The following is a 20,074-nucleotide window of genomic DNA, read 5'->3' on the forward strand; positions in this document are numbered from 1 at the left end:
CTCGACCATAGTGGCGCGGCCACCACGGGGTACGCCGGGTCGGGACGCAACGGCTACGGTGAGACTGCACCGCCGCGTGTCGGCGCGCCGGTGTCACCCGCCCGGGTGGTGGAACGGCAGACACGGCCGCCTTAAAAGCGGCTGCCGCAAGGCGTGCGGGTTCGACCCCCGCCCCGGGCACCGAGACTCTCAGCTTTCCCACAGCTTCGCGCCCGGCGTGGGCTGCCCGGCCGGTTTACCCTTGAGGGTGCACGTTCACGTGCACTGACCCCCTGAGGGAGGCCTGAGAAGTGAAGACCTCGAACCCGGTGCTCGCCCGGCTCGGCCAGGCGGCCGAGCGTGAGCGGGCGGCCGGGTACGCCCAGCCCGGGCCGTACGGACAGCCCGGTTACCCCCAGCAGTACGCGCCGTACCAGCAGCAGTACCCGACCGGCGCCGGCTACCCGGCGGCGCCGCCCACCGTGACCCCGATGACCCTCGACGACGTGGTCGTCAAGACGGTCATGCTGCTCGGCATCCTCGGTGCCTCCGCCGCGGCGGCCTGGGTGCTCGTGCCGGACGCCCTGGTCAGTGTCGCCTGGATCGGCGCCGCCGTCGTCGGCCTGGTGCTCGGCCTGATCATCTCGTTCTCCCGGATGGCGAACCCGGCGCTGGTGGTGGCGTACTCGATCGTCGAGGGCGTCTTCGTCGGCATGGTGAGCAAGGCGTTCGAATCGCTCTACGACGGCATCGTGCTGCAGGCCGTGGCGGCCAGCTTCGGCGTCTTCTTCCTGATGGCGATCATCTACAAGGCACGGATCATCCGGGCCACCCCGCGGTTCGCCCGGATCATGATCTCGGTCATGGTCGGCCTCTTCGCGGTGATGATGATCAACCTGGTGCTCGCGCTCTTCGGCGTCAACACGCACCTGCGGGACGGCAGCCCGCTGGCCATCGGGTTCAGCCTGGTCTGCATCGTGGTCGCCTCGCTGAGTTTCGTGCTCAACTTCCACCAGATCGAAGAGGGCGTCCGGATGGGGCTCCCGCAGCGCTACTCCTGGACGGCCGCCTTCGGCATCGTGGTCGGCCTGGTCTGGCTCTACCTGGAGATCCTGCGCCTGCTCAGCTACCTCCAGGGCGACGACTGACCCGCCCGCCGCGCGACTCCGGCGCCCGCCTCCGCGACAGCGGCGGCGGGCGCCGTCGTTTTCCCGTCGCCGCCAGCCCTTCGAGGGCAGAGTGGGAGCCGGGGACATCGGCGAGGAGGTCGCGGTGCGGAGTGCCAACCCGGTGCTGACCCGACTCGACGACGTCGGCCGGACCGAACGCCAGGTGCTCGGGGTCGGGGCCGCCGAGGCGATGACCGTGACCGACGTGGTGGCCCGCACGGCCGGCCTGCTGCTGCTCACCGGCGTCACCGCGGCGGTCGCCTGGGTGGTGGTCCCGCAGGGTGTGTGGCTCTCGGCGGCACTGGCCGGCACCGCGCTCGCCGGGCTGGCGCTGGTGCTGGTCATCTCGCTGAAGCAGATCACCAACCCGCCGCTCATCGCCGCGTACGCGGTGCTCCAGGGGCTGCTGCTCGGCGTGGCCAGCCGGGCCTTCGACCTGATCTACCCCGGGATCGTGGTGCAGGCGGCGATCGGCACCTTCGGCGTCTTCCTGGGCATGGCGCTGCTCTACCGGGCCCGGCTGATCCGGGCCACTCCACGGCTCGCCCGGCTGGTCGCCGGGACGTTGCTCGGCATCGTCGCGATCAGCCTGGTCAACCTGGTGACGTACCTGCTCACCGGGCGGCAGGGGCTGGAGTTGTACGGCGTCACCACTCACGTCGGCTGGCTGGCGTACGTCTTCTCCGGCGTGGCGATCATCGCCGGAGCGCTCAGCTTCATCCTCGACTTCGACCTGGTCGAGCGGTCGGTCCGCGCCGGCCTGCCCCGCCGGTACGCATGGTTCTGCGCGTTCGGCCTGCTGGTCGGGTTGATCTTCCTGTACTGGCAGATCCTCCGCCTGCTCAGCTACCTGCGCCGGTGACCGGCGCCCCCTCGTAGACTCGGCGGCAATGAGCGCAGTGGAACTGGAGCGGGCGGTGGAGCTGCTGGTCCGTCAGGCCGGTCACTGGCAGCAGCCCCGGTGGTCGGCGGCGGCCGAGGGCGGCAACGTGTCCCGGGCCGACCTGATGCACAAGCTGGTGCAGGAGATCGCCAACCTGGCGGCGGACGCGGAGGGGACGCCCCGTCGGGACGTACCCCGGTTGGGCAGCGATCTGGTGCTGCCCGACCAGCTCCGGGTGGTCGCGGCCGACCTGCTGGCCGCCGGCCCGCCGGACGCGGTGCTGGCTCGCGCCGCCGAGACGGTCACCGCGACCCGCTCGACGCTCTGACGGCCCGGCGCGGGGCGCCCCGGCTGCTCAGCGCTTCAGCCAGCGCCGCAGCTTCCGCCGCCGGGCTCGGTCGCGGGCCCGGGTGACGGCCCGCACGTCCCGGCCGGCCGCCGCGGCCTGCCGCGCGTGCAGGACGCCGTACGTGAAGGTGTTCTCGCCGTCGGCGTACGCGCGCAGCGCCTGCCCCCGCAGCACTTCGCGGGTGACCACCGAGTCCTGGTGTGCGCCGAGCAGGTCCTGGAGGTCCTTGAGCCGGTCCACCAGCGTGCCGGCCGGCTTCCCGACGGTCGGCTCGCGGACCTCGACGGCGTACCGGGCCGCCTTGTCCGCCTTCCGCGCCTCGTGCAGCGCGACGTCCTCCTCCGCGTCGCCCGGGTGCGCGTCGGTCAGGGCTCGGTCCAGCCGGTCGTCCGCCCGGGTCACCGCCCGGCGCACCCGCCGGGTGACCCACCGCGCGTCGACCGTCCGCGCGGTCGGCCCCTCCAGCAGCGCGTCCAGCCGGGCCAGCAGCTCGGCGTAGCGGTCGGAGTCGAGCGCCGCGCGCAGCTCGTCCAGGGCCGTGGCCAGGTCGGCCGCGAACCGGGCCGAGATCCGCGCCGCTACCGGGCCGAGCACCAGGTCGGCGGGCTCGGCGTGCACCGCGTCGGTGAGCCGGGCGGCCATCACCTGGGTGTCCCGGACCGGCCCGAGCTGGGCGCCGAGCCAGCGCAGCTCGGCCCGCAGCCACTCGCTCTCCCGGCGGTCCCACAGCCCGCGGAAGGTCCGCAGGGTGGACCGCAGCCGGCGGACGGCGACCCGCGTGTCGTGCACCGCGTCCTCGTCACCGCCGATCGTCCCGGGATGGTTGGCGATCAGCACGTCGCGTTGGGCGAGGGCGTAGTCGAGGACGGGCGCGGCGCCGGGATCGGGGGTCGCCAGCGGGACGGCGAGCCGGGTGGCCAGCGCCCGGTGCGACTTGGAGACCGGGACCGGGCGGGCGCCGGCCGCGCGCAGCCGGGCGTCCACCGCGTCGAGCAGCGCGTCGTCGCCGTCGACCAGTTCGACCTCGATCTCCTGCCAGGCCTGCCGCTCGCCGGTGACCAGGTCGCGTCCCTCGACGGTGTCCTCAGCGACCTCCGCCAGCACCCGGCCCCGCTCGTCGCGCAGCCGGCGCTCGATCCGGTGGGTGGTGATCCTCGCCGCCGGGGCGACGGGCCGGCCCCGGGAGGCGGCCCGGAACAGCCCGACCAGCTCCGCCGGCGGGTCCACGTCGTCGGCCCCGGCCGGGAACTGGTACTCGGTCCGGTCGCCGCCGGCCGCCCCGACCTTCAGGTGCCAGCCCGCGTCGTGCCCGCCGGTACGCCTGCGCAGCGCGAAGCCGCTGCGGGCCAGCCGGAGGTCGGCGGTGTCCAGGTAGACCGCGTCGAGATCGAGGGCGGTGGCGTCCGACGTGGTCGTGACGCCACCGCACCCCGTCAGGTCCGGCAGCCGGAATCCCTCGTCCGCGGAGTACTTCCGCTCCCGTTCCACGACCGTCGCCATGAAGGACCGGTACCCGGGCACGGGAGCGTCGAATCGGGCCTCAGCTCAGCCGTTCGAGCACCATCGCCATGCCCTGGCCGCCGCCGACGCACATGGTCTCCAGACCGATGGTCTTGTCGTGCCACTCCAGGGCGTTGAGCAGGGTGCCGGTGATCCGGGCGCCGGTCATGCCGAACGGGTGGCCGACGGCGATCGCGCCGCCCATCACGTTCAGCTTCTCCTCTGGGATGCCGAGCTGCCGGTAGGAGGGGATCACCTGGGCGGCGAACGCCTCGTTGATCTCGACCAGGTCGACGTCGTCGATGGTCATTCCGGCGCGCTTCAGGGCCTGCTTGGAGGCCTCGACGGGGCCGAGGCCCATGATCTCCGGCGACAGCGCGGTGACGCCGGTCGACACGATCCGGGCCAACGGGGTGAGCCCGAGGTCCTTGGCCCGCTGGGCGCCCATGATCACCACGGCGGCGGCGCCGTCGTTGAGCGGGCAGCAGTTGCCGGCGGTGATCCGGCCGTCCGGGCGGAAGACCGGCTTCAGGCCGGCGACCGCCTCCAGGGTCACCCCGGCGCGCGGGCCGTCGTCGGCGTTCACCACCGTGCCGCCCGGCGTGGTGACGGGGGTGATCTCCCGGGCCCAGAAGCCGTCGGCGATCCCCTTCTCGGCCAGGTTCTGGCTGCGCACGCCGAAGGCGTCCATGTCCTCGCGGGTGATGTCGTACACCTGGGCGAGGTTCTCCGCGGTCTGCCCCATGGACAGGTAGATGTCGGGGAGTTCGCCGTCCTCCCGCGGGTCGGTCCACACCTCGGCGCCGCCCTGCGCGCGGGCCTTCGACCGCTCGTGCGCCGCCGCGAAGCGCGGGTTCTCCCAGCCGCCGCCGACCAGCGCCTGGGCCTCCGGCGGCAGGGTGTCGGAGTTGCCGCGGGCGTACCGGGAGACCATCTCGACGCCGGCGGAGATGAAGGCGTCGCCCTCGCCGGCCCGGATCGCGTGCATCGCCATCCGGGTGGTCTGCAACGAGGAGGCGCAGTAGCGGGTCAGGGTGGCGCCGGGCAGGCCGTCGAGGCCCATCAGGGTGGCGACCACCCGGGCCATGTTGAAGCCCTGCTCGCCGCCGGGCAGGCCGCAGCCCAGGTAGAGATCGTCGATCTCGGTCGGGTCGAGCCCGGGAACCTTGGCCAGGGCGGCCTGGACGATGGTCGCGGCGAGGTCGTCCGGGCGGACGTCACGCAGCGAACCCTTGAACGCGCGGCCGATGGGGGACCGGGCGGTGGCGACGATGACGGCGTCGCGGGACGACTCAATCGGCATGAACCAACGTTAACCCGCGGGTAACTTAACGCGGAAGCAGCCCGCCCAGCGGGAAATGTCACCCGCGCCGGAGCGGGTCAGTGGTGGCGGGAGGCGACCGCCGCGGCAGCGGAGACGGCCGGCAGGAGGGCGTGCGCCCAGACCCGGTAGCCGTCGGCGGAGGGGTGGTAGCCGTCGTGGCAGAGCGTCCCGGCGTCCGCCCGGAACACCGGCCCGGTCTCGGTGGCCAGGTCGACCACGCTGCCGCCCGCGTCGAGCACGGCCGTCGTCTGGGCGCGGGCGACCCGCCGCCCGGACCAGCCGAGCACCTGCCGCAGCGGGGCGGCGACCGCGCGGACCGCGCCGAGATCGGGGCAGGTGCCCACGACCACCTCGACGTGCGCCTCGCGGAGCCGGCGCACCGCCGAGCCGAGGTAGGCCGCCGCGTCGGCCGGTCGGGCCATCGCCGTGGCGTCGTTGGCCCCGACCAGGATCAACGCCACGTCGGGGCGCTCGCCGAGCATCGCCCGAGCCACCTGGGTGGCCAGGTCCGTCGAGCGGGAGCCGGCGACGCCGACGCTGGAGAGGTGCACCTGCCGGCCGGTCGGGCCCGCCGCGAGCAGATGGGCCAGCTGCCCGCCCACGGTCTCCTCGAAGCGTTCCACCCCGACGCCGAGCGCCGAGGAGTCGCCGAGCAGCACCAGCCGCAGCGGCGGGGCGCCCACCCGGCCGACCGTGGCGCGCAGGGCGAGGCCCAGCTCCGGCTGGGCGTACCGGCGGTTGCGGGCGGCGATGGCCTGGCCGGCGAGGACGGCGGCCCCGCCCATCGTCCCGGCGACCAGCGAGAGCGCCGCGGCCCGACCCAGCCGGAACGCGAGCTCGTTGTGCTCGGTCATGCCAGTCCCTCCAGTGTTGGGGAGTCGGCGGCGGGACCGGGTTGCGGCACCGCGCCGACGGCGAAGAAGGCCCGCCTGCGCAGCTGCGCCCAGCGGCCGCCCGGCCCCCGGTCCCGGCCCCGAACCAGGGTGCCGCTGACCTCGGTGCCGGCGTACCGGGCCGCCTCGTGGGCCGCCTCCGGCAGCGACCGTACGCCTTCGCCGCGGGCGGCCGTCGCCCGGCGTTCCTGGCCGGCGCCGAGCGCGGAGAGCACGGTGGGCAGGAGCGCCGCCGCGGCCACCGCGTACCCCTCGGCGGACGGGTGGAACCGGTCCCAGGCGAACATCCGGGTTGGCTCGGCGGCGAACCGGGGACCCAGCATGTCGCCCAGGGAGACCGTCCGACCGCCCGCCTCGACCACCGCCACCGTCTGAGCGGCGGCCAGCTGCCGGCTCCAGCGTCGGGCCAGCCAGCGCAGCGGCGGCTGGATGGGTCGGATCGCGCCCAGGTCGGGGCAGGTGCCGACGACGACCTCGCAGCCGGCCGCCCGCAGCGCGCGGACCGCGTCGACCAGGTAGCGGACGGCCAGCGGCGGCGGGGTGCGGTTGGTGACGTCGTTGCCGCCGATCAGAATCACCGCGATGTCCGGCTCGACCTCCAGGGCCGACTCGACCTGCGGCCTGAGACCGACCGACAGGGAGCCCACCACGGCGTACCGGTGCAGCCGTACCGGCCGGCGCAGTCGACGGGACAGCCCGGTGGCCAGCAGGGCGCCGGGGGTCTCCCGGCGGCGGTGCACGCCGTAGCCGGCGGCGGAGGAGTCGCCGAGGATCACCATGGTCATCGGCGGGCCGGGAAACTTCGCGCCGTACGTCCCGTCGCAGCGTGGCGGGGGCGCCTCGGCCATCGGGATGGTCCGCCGGGCCTGGCGGGCCTGGCCAAGCAGCACCCCACCAGTCGCCACGGTGGCCGCCACCGTGGCGCCCGTGCCGATCGCCGCCACCCGGGCGATCCGCCGGGCGCGCTGCCAGCCGGCCGGTACGACGGAACCAGCGTCCCCCATGAGCCGACATTATCGCGCCGGCCCGACACCCGCTCTCCACGTGACGGCTGGTTCATGGCTGGGAGACGACCGTTCTGGGTACCTCCTGCCGCAGGGCCGCCGACCGACGGTCCGGCCGGCGGGTGGCGCGGGCTTGCGCCCGGGCGGCACGCTGGTCGAGCGGAAAGGGGCTCAGACGATGGGGAAGACGTTGAAGCGGAGCGCGGCGTTCACCGCGCTGGCCCGGGCGCTGATGGCGGGCGCGCGGGGTGGGCCGTCGATGGGCGAGCGGCTGGCCGCGCTGCCCCGGATGATCAGGGCGACCGCCCGGGGCGAGTACGACGGGGGCCTGCGACTGGCGATGATGACCGCGGCGACGGCCTACGTGGTCTCCCCGGTCGACGTGGTCCCGGAGCTGTTCCTGACCATCTTCGGGTTGGTGGACGACGCGGTGATGGTCACCTGGCTGGCCGGCAGCGTGCTGTCGGAGACCGAGCGCTTCCTGGAGTGGGAGGCGCGTCGCAGCTCCGTCATCCCCGGGCATGTGACGCCCTGACGGCACGTACCCTGGGCGTCGAGAAATACGTCTGCCCCGGCCGCGGTCGCCGGCGCCGCAACGAAGGGCACAACGAGGTGCAGTACTACGACAACGTCGTCGAGCTGATCGGCAACACCCCGCTGGTACGGCTGCGCAACGTCACCGAGGGCATCCAGGCGACGGTGCTGGCGAAGGTGGAGTACGTCAACCCGGGCGGGTCGGTCAAGGACCGGATCGCGCTGCGGATGGTGGAGGACGCCGAGGCTGCGGGCATCCTGAAGCCCGGCGGCACCATCGTCGAGCCGACCAGCGGCAACACGGGCGTCGGCCTGGCCCTGGTGGCCCAGCTCAAGGGCTACCGGTGCGTCTTCGTCTGCCCGGACAAGGTCAGCCAGGACAAGCAGGACGTGCTGCGCGCGTACGGCGCCGAGGTGGTGGTCTGCCCGACCGCCGTCGCGCCGGAGGACCCGCGCTCCTACTACAACGTCTCCGACCGGCTGGCCCGGGAGATCCCCGGCGCCTGGAAGCCCAACCAGTACAGCAACCCGGCGAACCCGCGCTCGCACTACGAGACCACCGGCCCGGAGTTGTGGAGGCAGACGGAGGGGGAGATCACCCACTTCGTGGCGGGCGTCGGCACCGGCGGCACCATCTCGGGCATCGGCCGCTACCTCAAGGAGGCCTCCGAGGGGCGGGTCAAGGTCGTCGGGGCGGACCCGGAGGGCTCGGTCTACTCCGGCGGCACCGGCCGGCCGTACCTGGTCGAGGGCGTCGGCGAGGACTTCTGGCCGGAGACGTACGACCGGGGCGTCACCGACGAGATCGTGGAGGTCTCCGACAAGGAGTCCTTCGAGATGACCCGGCGGCTGGCCCGCGAGGAGGGCCTGCTGGTCGGCGGCTCCTGCGGGATGGCCGTGGTGGCCGCGCTGGAGGTGGCCCGGAAGGCCCGCCCGGACGACGTGATCGTGGTGCTGCTGCCGGACAGCGGCCGGGGTTACCTGTCGAAGATCTTCAACGACAAGTGGATGGCCCGGTACGGCTTCCTGGACAACTCCGGCACCGAGCCGACCGTCGCCGACGCGCTGGCCAGCAAGCCGGGCGGCCTGCCCGAGCTGGTGCACGTCCACCCGACCGAGACGGTCCGCGACGCGATCGACTACATGCGCGAGTACGGCGTCTCCCAGCTCCCGGTGCTGAAGGCCGAGCCGCCGGTGGTGACCGGCGAGGTGGCCGGCTCGATCGCCGAGAAGGACCTGCTCGACGCGCTCTTCACCGGCCAGGCGCACCTGCACGACACCATCGAGCGGCACATGGCCGAGCCGCTGCCGATGATCGGTGGGGGCCAGCCGGTGAGCGAGGCGGTCGGCCTGTTGGAGAAGTCCGACGCCGCGCTGGTGCTGGTCGACGGCAAGCCGAAGGGCGTGCTCACCCGGCAGGACCTGCTCGCCCACCTCGGCGCCCGCTGACCCGCCGGTGCGCGGGTCCCGCCCGACGGCGGGACCCGTTCACCGGGCCAGTTCGGTGGGGACGGCGACCACGTCGACGAAGGCGCCCTTGCGCAGCAGGGTGACCGCCAGCCGGGTGCCGATGGCCGGGCCGAGCATCAGCCGTTGCAGGCCCTGGCCGTCCTGGACCGACCGGCCACCGGCCGAGACGATGATGTCCCCCAGGTAGATCCCGGCCACCCCGGCGGGGCTGCCCGGCACCACCTCGACCACCCGCAGGCCGCGTCGCTGCCCGGTCCGTTCGGTGATCTCCGGCGGCAGCGGAACGGGCGCCCCGGCGACGCCCAGCCAGGCCCGGCGGACCCGACCGGTGGTGGTCAGGTCGGCGATGATCTGCCGGGTAGTGGGGTTGATCGGTACGGCCAGTCCGAGGCCGTACCCGGCGACGGCGGTGTTCACCCCGACCACCCGGCCGGCCGAGTCGGCCAGCGCGCCGCCGGAGTTGCCCGGGTTGAGTGCGGCGTCGGTCTGGATGACGTCCTCGATCAGCCGGATCAGCCGCCCGTCCCGGGCGGGCAGGGACCGGCCCAGGCCGGAGACCACCCCGGCGGTGACCGACCCGGCCAGTCCCATCGGGTTGCCGACCGCCACCACGAGCTGGCCGATCCGCAGGCCGTCCGCATCGCCCAGCGTCACCGGCGGCACCGTCGCCTGCTCGGCCCGCAGCACCGCCAGGTCCGACAGCGGGTCGGCGCCGACCACCCGGAACCGGGTCTCGGTGCCGTCGCCGAAGGCCGCCGAGCCATGCCCGGCGCCCTGCACGACGTGCGCGCTGGTCAGCAGCAGGCCGTCCGGCCCGATGGTGACCGCGGAGCCGGCGCCCGCGCCGCGCGCGGTCCGGACCGACAGCGCGGCCACGCTGGGCAGTACCCCGGCGGCCACGCCGGTCACCACCCGGGAGTACGCGTCGAGGGCGGCGTCCTCCGCCCGCTCGATGTGCTCGGTGTGCTCGGTGTCCATGACGAGGGCAACGCGGCCGGATCGACGGGCATGCCCCGATCCGCTGAGAGCGAACGGCCGCCCGACGGAGGGCACCATCGGGCCTTGGCCGGGGCGGCGGTGGCGGTCAGAGCGGGCGTTCGTAGCGGAGCTGGCGGGTGCGGGCGGGGCCGACGTGTTCGTCCCGTTCCACCCCGGTGGGCGTCCAGCCGCCGCGCTCGTAGAAGGCGCGGGCCTGGGAGTTCTCCCGGAGCACCCAGAGGACCCCCCGGGACCAGCCACGGCCACGCATGGCCGCAAGCGCGTCCACCATCAGCGCGCGGCCGGTGCCCCGGCCCCGCTCGTCCGGGTCGAGGTGAATGGCGTTGAGCAGGCCGGTCGCCGGGTCGCCCTCGTCGTCCGGGCCGAGGTAGCTGAAGCCGACCAGCCGGCCGTCGCGTTCGGCGACGGTCATCCGGCGGTCGTCCCGCTCCCAGGTCCACCGTTCCACCCAGTACCGCCCCATCGCCTCCGGCGTCGGGTCGGCCAGCGCCTCCGGCGGCAGGAACGACGAGTACGCCGCCACCCGCGACCGCTGGTGCAGGGCGCCCACCGGCATCAGGTCGTCGACGGTGGCGGGGCGCAGGGTGACGGTCATCCGGCCGAGGCTACCCGCCGGGGCGGGACCGGCACGGTCATCAGGTCCTCGGCGACGACGAGGTCCCCGGCGAAGTGCGTCCGGGCCTCGTCGGCGAAGCGGCGGGGGTCCGCGTACCGCTGGGAGAAGTGGGTGAGCACCAGGGTGCGTACCCCCGACTCGGCCGCCACCCGCGCGGCCTGCGCCGCGGTCAGGTGCCCGACCTCGGCGGCGAGCGCGGCCTCCGACTCCAGGAACGTCGACTCGATGACCAGCAGGTCGGCGTGCTCGGCGAGGGCGTACACCCCGTCGCAGAGCCCGGTGTCCATCACGAAGGCGAACCGCTGCCCGGGTCGGGTGACGCTCACCTCGTCCCGGGTGACACGGCGCCCGTCGAGGTCGAGGTGGCCGACGCGGAGCAGCTCCCCGACCGCCGGCCCGGCGATGCCGTACGCGGCCAGCTTCTCCGGCAGCATCCGGCAGCCGTCCGGCTCGAGCAGCCGGTACCCGTACGTCTCGATCGGGTGCCGCAGCCGGCGGGCCTCCAGAGTGCCGATGCCCAGGGTGATCCGCTGCCCGTCCGCCTCGATCGGCTCGACCGTCAGTTCCGCGGTCTCATAGAAGGAGCTGGCGTGGCGTAGCCGGGCGAAGTATTCGGCGCCCCCGGCGGGGAAGTGCACGGCCACCGGGTGCGGCACCCGGTCCAGGGAGAGCCGCTGGATCATGCCGGGCAGGCCGAGGCAGTGGTCGCCGTGGAAGTGGGTGACGCAGATCCGGGTCAGGTCGGTGGCGGAGGTCCCGGTGTGCAGCATCTGCCGTTGGCTGCCCTCGCCAGGGTCGAAGAGGAGCACCTCGTCGTCCCAGCGGAGCAGGTAGCCGTTGTGGTTGCGCTGCCGGGTGGGTGTCTGGCTGGCAGTGCCGAGCACCACCAGCTCGCGCATCGACACGGTCCTGACCTCCGGCGGCTGAGTGACCGGTCCGGCTCCGCCGGACATGAAGCGACCCCCGGGGCTTCCGCGCTCGCGCGCGGGCCGGCTGGACTGGGCCGGCACCCCGGGGGTCGGGTGGCTGTCGTGGTTTCGCCGCACCGCTGCCACACGGTCTCGACGATGGTGCCATGCTGCCCGCCTCGCGGCGGACGGGATTTCACTGTCGAGGACAGCGGCTAGCGGACAGCCACCTCACGAGTCCGATTGCTATACAAGTCTGGACCACCTCCTTTCCCGTGTACCGCCACGCTATCCACTTTTCCGGTGGCCCGGCAACGGATTTCGATCACAGACCCCGCCGGGAACTGTCTGGTGGACCCGGGTGCTCACAGTCAGTCGAGGCCGATCGGGCCCTCGCGCGGGCCGTCCTCGGACGCCGGCTGGACGGTCAGCGACGGGAAGTCGGCCAGCTCGCCCGCCGGCTCGGCGTCCCACTCGGGGAAGACCAGGTCGCTCTGGAGGTAGAGGCAGAGCAGCTGGGTGAGGTGGCGCAGGCCGTCGAGGTGGGTGCGCTCGTGGCCGTGGGTGGCGTCCACGCCGAAGCCGAGCAGCGCCACGCGGGCGTGCGCGCCAGCCTCGACCGCCGCCGCCACGTCGGAGCGGTAGTACTCGAAGACGTCCCGGACCAGGTCGATGCCGTGCTCCTTGGCGATCGACGCCAGGTTGCGGGTCAGGTGGTAGTCGAACGGACCGACCCCGTCGCCCATGGCGAGGGTCGCCGCGTCCTCCCGGGACTGCTGCCCGGGGGCGACCACCGCGGCGTCCACCGAGACGATCTCCGCGACGTCCGGGTCGAGGCCGTGGCTGGCACCGTGGCCGATCTCCTCGGTGACGGTGACCAGCAGGTGCGCGGTGACCGCCGGGGTGATCCCCGCGTCGACCATCGCCTTGAACGCGGTGAGCACCGCGGCCACGCCCGCCTTGTCGTCCAGGTGCCGGGACTTCACGTACCCGCTGGGGGTGATCATCGGGTTGGGCAGGAACGCCACGAAGTCCCCGGCGTCGATGCCGAGCGCCCGCAGCCCGGCGATGTCCGTCACCGGCTCGTCCACCCGGACCTCGACGTGCTCCCAGCCGACGCCCTGGAGGTCGACGCCGTCGTTGTAGCGGTGCCCGCTGGCCTTGAGCGGAAGCACCTGGCCGGTGATCACCCGGTCCAGGTCGTCGGTGAAGATCCGGATGTGTGCGCCCTCGGCGAAGCGGGCGCTGTGCGTGCCGATGGTCTTCAGCTCCAGCCGGCCGTTCTCCTTCAGCCGCTTCACCATGCCGCCGATGGTGTCGGTGTGCACCACGATCGCCCGGTCGGCGCCGGTCTCCCGGGGACCGGACAGGCAGGCGCTCAGCGCTCCGCGCCGGGTCAGCGTGGAGGAGATGCCGAGCGCGGAGAGACGTTCCCCGACGTACTGCTGGATGTGGTCGGTACGCCCCGACGGGCTGGGGATCTCCAGCAGCTCCACCAACACCTGGCGGAGGTAGTCGAGGTCGAGCTCCAGCGGTTTCGGACTCACGCGGCACCCGCCGCTCCGGCCGGCGACCACAGCCGCTGCGGTGCCCTGGTGCCGGGGAAGAGCAGGTCCACGAAGCGCTCGGCGGTCGGCTGCGGCTCGTGGTTGGCCAGGCCGGGCCGCTCGTTCGCCTCGATGAAGACGTGTTCCGGCCGGTCCGGGGCGGGCACCAGCAGGTCCAGCCCGGTGACCGGGATGTCCAGCGCCCGGCTGGCCGCCACGCACGCCTCGGCGATGGCCGGGTGCAGTTCGGCGGTGACGTCGTGGATGGTGCCGCCGGTGTGCAGGTTGGCGGTCCGGCGGACGGCGAGCACCTGGCCCTCGGGGAGCACGTCGTGCATCCGGTGGCCGGCCTCCGCGATCACCTCGCGGGTCATGTCGTCGATCGGGATGCGGGACTCGCCGCCGGTGGCGGCGGCCCGGCGCCGGCTCTGCCGCTCGACCAGCTCGGTGACGTCGTGCACCCCGTCGCCGGTGATCTGGGCGGGGCGGCGGACCGCGGCGGCCACCACCTCGTGGTCGATGACGATGACCCGCAGGTCCTCGCCGGACCGCAGCTCCTCGATCAGCACGTCCGGGCAGAACCGGCGGGCCAGCTCCACCGCGGCGGTCAGCGCCTCGGCGGTGCGGACCCCGATGGTGATGCCGTTGCCCTGCTCGCCCCGGGCCGGCTTGACCACCGCCGGGCCGAGGTCCGCCAGGAAGGCCAGGTCGTCCGGCTCACCGGTCGCGGTCCGGCCGCGCGGCACCGACAGGCCGGCCTCGGTGAGGATGCGCCGGGTGACCCGCTTGTCGTCGCAGCGGCTCATCGCCACCGCCGAGGTCAGCTCCGACAGCGACTCCCGGGTGTGGACGGTCCGGCCGCCGTTGGTCAGCCGCAGCTCACCCCAGCGCGGGTCGGTGACCTCCACCCGGATGCCGCGCCGCATCGCCTCGTCGGCGACGATCTTCGCGTACGGGTTGAGGTCGTCGTACCCCTCGGGGGTGGCGGGCAGGAAGAGCCGTTCGTTGATCGGGTTCTTCCGCTTCACGCAGAGCGTGCCGGTGCGGTGGAAGCCCAGCCGCTCGTAGAGCCGGATCGCGCCCGAGTTCTCGGCGAGCACCGACAGGTCGACGAAGGCGCGTCCTCGCTCGTCGAGCCGGTCGGCCAGTTCGGACAGCAGCGCCTGGCCGGTGCCGGGCGGCGCGTGGTTGAAGTCCACCGTCAGGCACCAGAGGCTGGCGCCGTTCTCCGGGTCGGCGAAGACCGCCACGTGGTCGACGCCGGTGATGGTGCCGACGATCTCCCCGGTGGCCGCCTCGGCGACCAGGTGCAGGAAGCGGTCGGTGCCGGCGTTGTCGACCAGCACCTCGACCGGGGCGGTGACCATGCCGTTGCGGGCGTAGATCCGGTTCACCGCGTCGGCGTCCGCGGCGTCCCGCAGCGGCCGGATCATCACCCCGGGGATCTCACCGCCGGAGTCGGTGGCCGCCGGCCGCCGGTCGCCCAGCGGCAGCCGGTAGGCCAGCGACGGGTCGATGAAGAGCTCGTCCGGCAGCCGGGAGACCAGCACGTGCGGGTCGCGCAGGTAGATGCAGATGTCCCGGGCGCCGGCGGCCTCCGAGCGGAGCACCGCGGCCACCGCCGCCTGGTCGCCGAAGGTCTGACCTAAGACCAGCCGGCCCCAGCCGCAGTCCAGCACCACGCCGGCGTCGTCGGCGGGGGTCGCCGGCTCGGTCGTGCCGGGCGCCACCGGGTCGCCGCCCGGGCCGACCCGTTCCCGGCGGCGGCCCAGCACCCGTCCCCGGTCGGTCCGGGCCGTCCCGGTCGCGAGGGTGTCCGTCACGGGCAGTCGATTCCGTGGCTCTGGAGCCACATTTCCAGGAGTCCCAGCTGCCACAGCTTGTTTCCGTTCAACGGGGTCAGTTCGGCGTTCGGGTCGGCGAGCAGTGCGTCGACGTAGTCGGCGCGGAACAGGTCACGGCGGCGGGCCTCGGGGGCGGAGAGCGCGTCGCGTACCCGGTCGAGGAGCTTGCCCTCGAGGTGGGTGAGGCCCGGCACCGGGAAGTAACCCTTGGGCCGGTCGATGACCTCGTGCGGGAGGACCCGACGGCCGATCTCCTTGAGCACGCCCTTGCCGCCCTGGGCCAGCTTCAGCTCCGGCGGGCAGCTCGCGGCCAGCTCCACGAACTCGTGGTCGAGGAACGGCACGCGGGCCTCCAGCCCGTGCGCCATGGTCATGTTGTCGACCCGCTTCACCGGGTCGTCGGTGAGCATGATCTGGGTGTCGATCCGCAGGCCCGCGTCGACCGCGGTCTGCGCGCCGGGCCGGCCCAGGTGCGCGGCGACGAACTCCCGCGCCGGGTCGCCGTCGGCCAGCCACGCCGGATCGAGGACCCGGGCCAGACCGGCAGCGTCCCGGTCGAAGAACGCCTTCGCGTACGTCTCGAGCGCCTGCTCCCGGTCGGCCCCGGCCAGCGGCGGGTACCAGTGGTAGCCGCCCAGGATCTCGTCCGCGCCCTGGCCGGACTGGACCACCGTGACGTGCCGGGCCACCTCCTGGCTGAGCAGGTAGAACGCGACGCAGTCGTGGCTGACCATCGGCTCGCTCATCGCCGCGACGGCGGCCTCCAGCGGCGGCAGCAGGTCACCGGTGGGCACCTTGATCTGGTGGTGGTCGGTGCCGAAGGTCTTCGCCACCAGGTCGGAGTAGACGAACTCGTCGCCCTCCCGGCCGCCGACGGCGTCGAAGCCGATGGAGAAGGTGGAGAGCCCGGACTGCCCCTCGCCGGCGAGCAGCGCGACCACCAGGCTGGAGTCGAGGCCGCCGGAGAGCAGCACGCCGACCGGCACGTCGGCGACCATCCGGCGGCGCACCGCGGTGGTCAGCGACTCCAGCAGCGCGTCCTGCCAGTCCCGCTCGGACCAGTCGGCCCGCTCGGCGGCCAGGGTGAACGCCGGGTCCCAGTAGACCTGCTCGCGGGTGGAGCCGTCCGGCTCGTACACCCGCACGGTGGCCGGGGGCAGCTTGGTGACGCCGCGCAGGATGGTCCGCGGCGGCGGCACGATGCTGTGGAAGCTCAGGTAGTGGGCGAGGGCCACCGGGTCGATCGAGGTGTCGATCCCGCCGCCGGCCAGCAGCGCCGGCAGGGTGCTGGCGAAGCGCACCACGCCGGGCGTCTCGGCCAGGTAGAGCGGCTTGATGCCGAGCCGGTCCCGGGCCAGCACCAGCCGGCCGCTGTCCCGCTCGCTGATCGCCACGGCGAACATGCCGATCAGGTGGTCGACGAAGTCGAGCCCCCACTCGGCGTACGCCTTGACCACGACCTCGCTGTCCCCGGCGGAGAAGAAGCGGTGGCCCTTGGCCTGCAGTTCCGCGCGCAGCTCGCGGTAGTTGTAGATGCAGCCGTTGAAGACGCCGGTCAGCCCGGAGGCGGCGTCGACCAGCGGCTGGCCGCTCGCCGCGGAGAGGTCGATGATCTTCAGGCGGCGATGGCCGAGGGCCGTGGGGCCCTGCGACCAGACGCCGCTGTCGTCGGGTCCCCGGTCGCTCATCGTCGCCGCCATGCGCTCCACCGCCGCCACGTCGGCGCGTGAGCCGTCACGACGGAACTCCCCAGCCAGTCCGCACATGGCAGGCAATGCTGCCAGAGGTGGCCGCACCTCGCCCGTTGAGCTGATGTCCGCAGCGTTACGTGTTTGCTAAAATGCGCGCCACCTGCTTGCGGGGTCGCTGTCAGCGCCGACATTCCTGCCGGCGGTCGGCGGGGTGCCCGAATCGGCCCGGGCCCGCGGTGTGACAAACACCGCAGGCCCGGAACCGGACATCAGGTCGATCAGCCGGCGGTACGCGCCACGCCGACCGGGCAGCTCAGCCCGCTCGGGCCGTGGGTGCAGTACCCGTTCGGGTTCTTGGACTCTGGCGTGGGGTGTAGTACTTCGCAGCTGGGACCGCCGACTCCCCACTCACTCGTCACCGGGTTGCGGGGCGCGGCCGAACCGTCGGACCTCCTGGGGCCAGCCGCATGCTTCCGCGAGCTTGCCGGCCCACATTCGGGCCGTTTCCTCGTCGGCCACGTCCACCACGGTCAGCCCGCCCAGCCACTCCTTGGTTTCGACGTAGGGCCCGTCGGTGAACATCACTGTGCCGCTCGTGGCGTCGGCACTGACGACGGGGCCGTCCACTTCCAGGCCCCCGGCGAACACGTACGCCCCGGCTGCCTTGATCTCGTCCACGACCGCCGCGGCGAGTGGGCCGCGCCCGCGAAACCACTCCTCAGTGTGGTCACCCACCCACTGCTGGTTGAAGTAGATGAGGTACTCGGCCATGTCTGCTCCCTCGACTCGGGCGGACCTTTGTCCGCCTCCATCTTCGCTACGAACGGCGCCGGGCGGATACGACACCTCAGGCCGGAAATTTCCACGTCGATGTTGGCAGGGGAGCGGTGGTGCGGACTAGTGAAGGTCGGACGGCACCCGGGCGACGCCGACGGGGCAGGTCATGCCGTTCGGGCCGTGGGTGCAGTACCCGTTCGGGTTCTTGGTCGGGGCCAGGTACTGCTGGTGGTAGTCCTCGGCGAAGTAGTAGTCACCGAGCGGGGCGAGCTCCGTGGTGATCTCACCCTTGCCGGCCCGCGCCACGATCGGCGCGAACGCGTCCCGGGAGGCCTGCGCGGTGGCGAGCTGGTCCTCGGTGGTGGTGTAGATCGCCGAGCGGTACTGCGTACCGACGTCGTTGCCCTGGCGCATGCCCTGCGTCGGGTCGTGGTTCTCCCAGAAGACCTTGAGCAGGTCCTCGTAGCTGATCTTCGTGGGGTCGTAGACCACCTGGACCGCCTCGACGTGCCCGGTCATTCCCGAGCAGACCTCCTCGTACGTCGGGTTCGGCGTGACGCCACCCGCGTAACCGGCCGACGTGGTGATCACACCGGGCAGGGTCCAGAACAACCGCTCGGCACCCCAGAAACAGCCCATTCCGAAGACGGCGACCTGCGAGCCCTCCGGGAACGGGCCCTTCAGCGAGGACGGGAGCACCTCGTGCCGGTCACCGATCGGCATCGCGATCGGCCGGCCCGGCAGGGCCTGGTCGGGGGTGGGCAGCTCGGCCTTCATGCGGCGAAGGAACACGGTGGAACTCCTCTCGTACCTATTCCCCGCATGCAACGCCCGCGGGCCCAACTTTCTTACCCGCCCAGTTGCCCGTCAGGCCGGCAGGGCCTCGGTGAGCCGCCGGGCGAAGCCCTCGGCCTCCGCGTCGTCGGTGTAGCGGGTCCGGGGCCAGAAGAAGCCGCGCAGGCCGTCCCCCTTGGTCCGGGGCACCACGTGGGCGTGCAGGTGCGGCACCGACTGGGACACCTTGTTGTTCATCGCCACGAACGTCCCACCGGCCCCCAGGCCGGTCTCCACCGCCAGGGCCAACCGCTGCACGAGGCCGAAGTAGCCGACCAGCGCCTCCGCCGGCAGGTCGGTCAGGGTGACCAGGTGGGCCCGCGGCACCACCAGCACGTGCCCCTTGAACACCGGCCGGGTGTCCAGGAACGCCACCCCGTCCGGCCCGTCGGCGACGGTGAACGCGGGCACCTCGCCCGCCACGATCCCGCAGAACACGCACCCGCTCATCGCGCCAGGCTATTACCGGCACCGTGCGGCCGCCCTCCGGGCGCCGCCATGCGGTGGGCCGGCGCCCGCCACGGACCGCGTGGGCGACCGGCGACGTGGCGCCGGGCGGGTTCCGCCCGGGCAGGCGCACCGGCGGACTAACGTCTCGGGAATGAGTCACGGCTTTGAGACGCTCGCCATCCACGCCGGCCAGGACCCCGAGGCCCGCACCGGCGCGGTGATCCCACCGATCTACCAGACCAGCACCTACGCCCAGGACGCCGTCGGCGCGCCCCGGCAGGGCTACGAATACAGCCGTTCCGGCAACCCCACCCGGGACGCGCTCCAGGAGTGCCTGGCCGCGCTGGAGGGCGGGCCGGTCGGGCTCGCCTTCGCCAGCGGCCTGGCCGCCGAGGACACCCTGCTACGTACCGTCTGCAAGCCGGGCGACCACGTGGTGATACCCGACGACGCGTACGGCGGCACGTACCGGCTCTTCGCCAAGGTCGCCGAGCGCTGGGGGCTGGACTTCACGCCGGCCCGGGTCTCCGACCCGGACGCGGTGCGGGCCGCGATCCGCCCCGGCACCACGAAGATCGTCTGGGTGGAGACGCCGACCAACCCGCTGCTCGGCATCGCCGACATCGCCACCCTGGCCGCCGTCGCGCACGACGCCAACGCGCTGCTGGTGGTCGACAACACGTTCGCCTCGCCGTACCTGCAGCAACCGATCGCGCACGGCGCCGACGTGGTGGTCCACTCGACCACGAAGTACATCGGCGGGCACTCCGACGTGGTCGGTGGCGCGCTGGTCGCCGCCGACGCCGGGCTCGGCGACGGGCTGCGCTACCACCAGAACGCGATGGGCGCGATCAACGGCCCGTTCGACGCCTGGCTCACCCTGCGCGGCATCAAGACCCTCGGGGTCCGGATGGACCGGCACTGCGACAACGCCGAGCGGATCGCCGCGTACCTGGACGGGCACGCCAAGGTCGGCCAGGTGATCTACCCGGGCCTGCCCGCGCACCCGGGTCACGAGGTGGCCGCCAAGCAGATGCGCCGCTTCGGCGGAATGATCTCCTTCCGGGCCGCCGGTGGCGAGGAGCAGGCCGTCGAGGTCTGCAACCGGGCGAAGCTCTTCGTGCTCGCCGAGTCGCTCGGTGGCGTGGAATCCCTGATCGAGCACCCGGGCCGGATGACACACGCAAGTGCTGCCGGCTCGCCGCTTGAAGTTCCCGGCGATCTCGTGCGACTGTCTGTCGGCATCGAGACGGTCGACGACCTGCTCGCCGATCTGGAGCAGGCGTTGGGCTGACCGCTGGGA

The 20,074-nt window shown here is 73.2% G+C and carries 19 protein-coding genes, 1 tRNA gene and 1 pseudogene; 7 read left to right on the forward strand and 14 right to left on the reverse strand.

Going from position 1 to position 20,074, the window contains the following annotated elements:
• The first annotated feature begins 99 nt into the window (after window positions 1–99).
• The 4 genes from SLP03_RS19800 to SLP03_RS19815 all read left to right on the forward strand — a co-directional run bounded on the left by SLP03_RS19800 (window position 100) and on the right by SLP03_RS19815 (window position 2,359).
• Window positions 100–180, forward strand: a tRNA-Leu gene (locus tag SLP03_RS19800).
• Between the two features lie 110 nt (window positions 181–290).
• Window positions 291–1,127 (forward strand): Bax inhibitor-1/YccA family protein, encoded by an 837-nt coding sequence (locus tag SLP03_RS19805; RefSeq protein ID WP_319462100.1) that lies wholly within the window; start codon window positions 291–293, stop codon window positions 1,125–1,127.
• Between the two features lie 124 nt (window positions 1,128–1,251).
• Window positions 1,252–2,010: a Bax inhibitor-1/YccA family protein gene (locus tag SLP03_RS19810; protein ID WP_319462101.1), complete on the forward strand. Its 759-nt coding sequence runs from the start codon at window positions 1,252–1,254 to the stop codon at window positions 2,008–2,010.
• Window positions 2,011–2,038: 28 nt separating this feature from the next.
• Entirely contained in the window at window positions 2,039–2,359 is a 321-nt protein-coding gene (locus tag SLP03_RS19815; protein ID WP_319462102.1) for a hypothetical protein, read from the forward strand.
• Window positions 2,360–2,386: 27 nt separating this feature from the next.
• Here SLP03_RS19815 and SLP03_RS19820 read toward each other — a convergent pair whose 3' ends face one another.
• The 4 genes from SLP03_RS19820 to SLP03_RS19835 all read right to left on the reverse strand — a co-directional run bounded on the left by SLP03_RS19820 (window position 2,387) and on the right by SLP03_RS19835 (window position 7,101).
• Window positions 2,387–3,880, reverse strand: a complete 1,494-nt coding sequence (locus tag SLP03_RS19820) for a CYTH and CHAD domain-containing protein (protein WP_319462103.1) — start codon at window positions 3,878–3,880, stop codon at window positions 2,387–2,389.
• Window positions 3,881–3,920: 40 nt separating this feature from the next.
• On the reverse strand, window positions 3,921–5,183 hold the full coding sequence (locus SLP03_RS19825; RefSeq protein WP_319462104.1) for an acetyl-CoA C-acetyltransferase: 1,263 nt from the start codon (window positions 5,181–5,183) through the stop codon (window positions 3,921–3,923).
• A 77-nt stretch (window positions 5,184–5,260) separates the two neighbouring features.
• The gene (locus SLP03_RS19830) at window positions 5,261–6,058 is read right to left on the reverse strand and encodes an SGNH/GDSL hydrolase family protein (protein WP_319462105.1); all 798 of its coding nucleotides are present in this window, start codon (window positions 6,056–6,058) and stop codon (window positions 5,261–5,263) included.
• Complete coding sequence (locus SLP03_RS19835; RefSeq protein ID WP_319462106.1) at window positions 6,055–7,101, reverse strand: SGNH/GDSL hydrolase family protein; 1,047 nt, start codon at window positions 7,099–7,101, stop codon at window positions 6,055–6,057. Before SLP03_RS19835 ends, SLP03_RS19830 begins: the two co-directional genes overlap by 4 nt.
• 178 nt (window positions 7,102–7,279) lie before the next feature.
• On the opposite strand from SLP03_RS19835, the gene SLP03_RS19840 reads away from it, so the two are divergent.
• Together SLP03_RS19840 and SLP03_RS19845 are read left to right on the forward strand one after the other, a co-directional pair.
• Window positions 7,280–7,636, forward strand: a complete 357-nt coding sequence (locus tag SLP03_RS19840) for a YkvA family protein (RefSeq protein ID WP_319462107.1) — start codon at window positions 7,280–7,282, stop codon at window positions 7,634–7,636.
• Window positions 7,637–7,713: 77 nt separating this feature from the next.
• The gene (locus SLP03_RS19845) at window positions 7,714–9,084 is read left to right on the forward strand and encodes a cystathionine beta-synthase (protein ID WP_319462108.1); all 1,371 of its coding nucleotides are present in this window, start codon (window positions 7,714–7,716) and stop codon (window positions 9,082–9,084) included.
• Window positions 9,085–9,123: 39 nt separating this feature from the next.
• On the opposite strand, the gene SLP03_RS19850 is transcribed toward SLP03_RS19845, so the two are convergent.
• The 10 genes and pseudogenes from SLP03_RS19850 to SLP03_RS19895 form a co-directional block, all read right to left on the reverse strand.
• The gene (locus tag SLP03_RS19850) at window positions 9,124–10,083 is read right to left on the reverse strand and encodes a S1C family serine protease (protein ID WP_319462109.1); all 960 of its coding nucleotides are present in this window, start codon (window positions 10,081–10,083) and stop codon (window positions 9,124–9,126) included.
• A 106-nt stretch (window positions 10,084–10,189) separates the two neighbouring features.
• Window positions 10,190–10,699: a GNAT family N-acetyltransferase gene (locus SLP03_RS19855; RefSeq protein ID WP_319462110.1), complete on the reverse strand. Its 510-nt coding sequence runs from the start codon at window positions 10,697–10,699 to the stop codon at window positions 10,190–10,192.
• The gene (locus SLP03_RS19860) at window positions 10,696–11,625 is read right to left on the reverse strand and encodes a ribonuclease Z (protein WP_319462111.1); all 930 of its coding nucleotides are present in this window, start codon (window positions 11,623–11,625) and stop codon (window positions 10,696–10,698) included. Before SLP03_RS19860 ends, SLP03_RS19855 begins: the two co-directional genes overlap by 4 nt.
• A gap of 374 nt (window positions 11,626–11,999) precedes the next feature.
• A complete protein-coding gene (locus SLP03_RS19865) occupies window positions 12,000–13,175 on the reverse strand; it encodes an osmoprotectant NAGGN system M42 family peptidase (protein ID WP_319462112.1) in 1,176 nt (391 codons plus the stop codon).
• Window positions 13,172–14,998 (reverse strand): N-acetylglutaminylglutamine synthetase, encoded by a 1,827-nt coding sequence (gene ngg / locus SLP03_RS19870; protein WP_319462113.1) that lies wholly within the window; start codon window positions 14,996–14,998, stop codon window positions 13,172–13,174. Before ngg ends, SLP03_RS19865 begins: the two co-directional genes overlap by 4 nt.
• A complete protein-coding gene (locus SLP03_RS19875) occupies window positions 14,995–16,785 on the reverse strand; it encodes an N-acetylglutaminylglutamine amidotransferase (protein WP_319462114.1) in 1,791 nt (596 codons plus the stop codon). The genes ngg and SLP03_RS19875 overlap by 4 nt, the downstream gene beginning before the upstream one ends.
• 203 nt (window positions 16,786–16,988) lie before the next feature.
• Window positions 16,989–17,069: pseudogene (locus SLP03_RS19880) on the reverse strand (peptide-methionine (S)-S-oxide reductase); the annotation flags it as partial.
• Between the two features lie 49 nt (window positions 17,070–17,118).
• Complete coding sequence (locus tag SLP03_RS19885; protein WP_319462115.1) at window positions 17,119–17,481, reverse strand: YciI family protein; 363 nt, start codon at window positions 17,479–17,481, stop codon at window positions 17,119–17,121.
• A gap of 126 nt (window positions 17,482–17,607) precedes the next feature.
• A complete protein-coding gene (gene msrA / locus SLP03_RS19890; RefSeq protein WP_319462116.1) occupies window positions 17,608–18,279 on the reverse strand; it encodes a peptide-methionine (S)-S-oxide reductase MsrA in 672 nt (223 codons plus the stop codon).
• 75 nt (window positions 18,280–18,354) lie between these two features.
• Entirely contained in the window at window positions 18,355–18,771 is a 417-nt protein-coding gene (locus SLP03_RS19895; protein WP_319462117.1) for an HIT family protein, read from the reverse strand.
• Window positions 18,772–18,922: 151 nt separating this feature from the next.
• Here SLP03_RS19895 and SLP03_RS19900 point away from each other — a divergent pair, with 151 nt between their 5' ends.
• On the forward strand, window positions 18,923–20,065 hold the full coding sequence (locus tag SLP03_RS19900; protein ID WP_319462118.1) for a cystathionine gamma-synthase: 1,143 nt from the start codon (window positions 18,923–18,925) through the stop codon (window positions 20,063–20,065).
• Window positions 20,066–20,074: the final 9 nt, after the last annotated feature.

Origin of the sequence: Micromonospora sp. RTP1Z1 (assembly GCF_033804685.1) — a bacterium.
Taxonomy (GTDB): Bacteria; Actinomycetota; Actinomycetes; order Mycobacteriales; family Micromonosporaceae; genus Micromonospora.